We start from the raw sequence: 1,967 nt of genomic DNA on the forward strand, positions 1-1,967 counted from the left end.
AAACTAAATCGTTAGGAAACCTTACCCTAAGAGTATTAGTCTTAGGGTTTTCACCAACACGCACCCCTTCATCATCGATATATTTATCCTGCAAACAATCTTTACATTCAAAATAGGTTGCTAGTCCGCATCGCGCTTTTTCTACAATAGGTTTATCAATTGACCTCCCACATTCTTTACATTTCATATTAACCCTCCTTGTTATTTTTCTTTTGTTTAGACAGCTCTGCTTCCTTATCCATTTCTTCAATTTCTTTTTCTTTTAAAGTTTTTTCCAACTCTTCAATTTTAGCTTGCTGCTCTGCTGCAACTGTTTCTAATTCTGCGATTCGTAGGGCTTTGTCTGCTACTTGACCTGCCAAAGAATTGGCGATTGAATTTATGCGATTGTTTTCCATGTTCTATCTCTCCTCTTAATTTATTATTCTCTTCATGCAGTTCCTGCACTGATTTTGTTAGATACATAACAAGGTCATTTATTTTGATTTCTTTTCCGCTTGAAGATGAGATATCTGGGCTGTTTTCAGCGATAACTCCAATTTGACGGCCAGCTTCTGGAGATTCAATCCAATCAAAATTAACGATATTCAATCCACAAACGACATCTAGTCCATTACCCTCATATGGTTTAATATTAGCCTTTAGCTCTTCACTGGAGGAGGAATTAAATTCTCTTGCCACCATAGGGACCAGCGTTCCACTTCTTACTCTGGTAGCTCTAACGTCAACATTACCTTGTATAAAGGTTGAACCGTCCTCGTGAACAAGCCTGCCGCCTCCATCTAAGATAACCTCTCCTACTCTAATTGGTCGGTAATTACCTCCTGCTCCGAGTAAATTACTTGTTACTCTGAGTTCTCCACCCGACACACCAATATAGAAATTCGAACCCGACATATCAGTGTTCAACTTTAAACTTCTAAACATACCTTCTGCAGCCTGTAAATCACGGTAATTAATGTTTCCGCCGTTATAACCTGCTTTAGAAGTAATTCTTAACCTGTCATTAACAAGGGCATAAGCGTTATCACTCTGCGCTTCCAAGCTACCGATAAAACTATCAGCTTGAAAATTACCACTATTGATATCTCCATTACCGTTTGTTGCATAAATAATCGGTCTGCCAGATGTAGACTTTTTAAAACGGAGTCCACTGCCGTAATTGGCAGCTGGTGATCCATATTGAATCCAACCATCCGATAAGCCTGCGCTATCATTGTCTTTAACATTAAAACGGAAATGATTTAGACCATCGCGATTTCCATCCCTCGGCTGTAATGTTACAGTCCCTCGACTAGCAAGGATTTTAACATCACGGTCCGCATCCAATATAATGTCTCTGTTCGCTGTTTTAATAGCGACATGACCTTGGTTCGAAAAAAGGGTTAATCCTCTAATATTACCGGTATTCCATTGCGGGCCATTGTATTGATGACTAAAAAACTCAATAACACCAGATCCGGAATTTTCTTGGTCTGGGTTTTCATCCGCATAACCTTGAATAAAGGTGGAGATACCTTTATCAGAGAAATACAGACGCTTATTTTCAGCCTCGTTATTTACTCGAAAGTAGCCTCGACCTAATTGGAATTTAAGGTCAGCGAATGTTGTTTCACCAAACCAAGTACGGTAGTACTGTCCTCTTGATTCGATGTAGTCTCCGTCAATAAACGTATAAGTGGTTTCATTCCCACCTAACACTCTGACTAGATTAGCATCCAATGTACCAGATGCTATATAATCAGCAACAATACCCTCATAGGTGATTGCTGTTCTATAGGTTTTTCCGCCATCTCGACTAAAACCGATGCCATCTGTATTAAAACGCATATAACCATTTGGATTGCTTTTATTGATACCGATAATTTCACCAGCACCATATTTAAAATGACTGTCTAAATTTCCATTGATAATGTCAGAGGCTCGTTGTATAGCCTCAGGAAGCCAGTTATACTCTAATCTTTTTC

General features: G+C 39.0%; 2 protein-coding genes. Both read right to left on the minus strand.

The genetic code is table 11. The features are described 5' to 3' along the window. A partial coding sequence (locus IEX29_RS26300) for a hypothetical protein (protein ID WP_188738847.1) occupies nucleotides 1-187 on the minus strand: 187 nt, incomplete at its 3' end. Nucleotides 188-288: 101 nt separating this feature from the next. Then, a partial coding sequence (locus IEX29_RS26305) for a tail fiber domain-containing protein (protein ID WP_188738849.1) occupies nucleotides 289-1,967 on the minus strand: 1,679 nt, incomplete at its 5' end.

Origin of the sequence: Oceanobacillus neutriphilus (assembly GCF_014645515.1) — a bacterium.
Taxonomy (GTDB): Bacteria; Bacillota; Bacilli; order Bacillales; family Amphibacillaceae; genus Oceanobacillus; species Oceanobacillus neutriphilus.